The organism is Vibrio sp. Vb1755 (genome assembly GCF_033338635.1).
Classification (GTDB): Bacteria; Pseudomonadota; Gammaproteobacteria; order Enterobacterales; family Vibrionaceae; genus Vibrio; species Vibrio alginolyticus.
Genome location: NZ_JAWOTA010000368.1, coordinates 1 through 1029, shown reverse-complemented (window position 1 = coordinate 1029; position 1029 = coordinate 1). Strand labels below are relative to the sequence as shown.

Genomic DNA, 1029 nt, shown 5'->3' with positions numbered 1-1029 from the left:
TAGGAAGATCACTTTGTTTGCGTGACCGCCTTTTGATACCGGCTTAACGATGTTTTCGATGTGGTAGATAGGGTAAGAAACACGTGTGTTTTCTGTCTTAGAACCGTCATCAAAATCGATAGAGCCGTCGCTACGAACCGTTACGTTTTCTAGCAGCGCATCGCGGCGGATCGCGTTGTAGATGTCTGGCTCCGCTTCTTTCGATAGCTTGATGGTTTTCGCGTAACAACCGCCTTCGAAGTTGAAGACACCATCGTCATCCCAGCCGTGCTCATCATCACCAATTAGAGCGCGTTTAGGGTCGGTAGAGAGTGTTGTTTTACCTGTACCAGATAGGCCGAAGAATACTGCTACGTCGCCGTCTTTGCCCATGTTGGCACTACAGTGCATCGATGCGATGTCTTTCAGAGGAAGGAAGTAGTTCATCATGGCGAACATACCTTTCTTCATCTCGCCGCCGTACCAGGTACCACCGATCAGTTGTGTACGCTCAGTAAGGTTGAAGACCGTGAAGTTTTCAGAGTTCAGACCTTGCTCTTCCCATTTCGGGTTGGTGCATTTCGCGCCGTTCATTACTACGAAGTCAGGTTCAAACGTTGCAAGTTCTTCTTCGGTAGGACGAATGAACATGTTTTTTACGAAGTGTGCTTGCCATGCTACTTCTGTGATCACACGAATGCTCAAGCGAGTATCTGGGTTAGCACCACAGTAACCGTCAACGACAAATAGGCGTTTGCCAGACAACTGGTTAGTCACCAACTCTTTTAGGTCGTTCCACACTTCCTGAGTGATTGGTTTGTTGTCATTTTTTACGGTGTCAGAAGTCCACCACATGTGTTCTTCTGTCGTCGCATCTTTAACGATGTATTTATCTTTTGGTGAGCGACCAGTAAAGATGCCTGTATCAACAGCAACCGCACCTAATTCAGTAACCACACCGCGTTCGTAACCAGTTAGGTCAGCGCGCGTTTCTTCCTCAAACAGCAATTCGTAGCTTGGGTTGCGAACAACCTCATTAACGTTATGCAG

Annotated in this window: 1 protein-coding gene; it reads right to left on the bottom strand. The window is 47.4% G+C overall.

Annotated features, from left to right (window positions below):
- Positions 1-1029: phosphoenolpyruvate carboxykinase (ATP) (gene pckA / locus R7E00_RS25190; protein WP_318124935.1), on the bottom strand; the 1029-nt coding region annotated here is incomplete at its 3' end.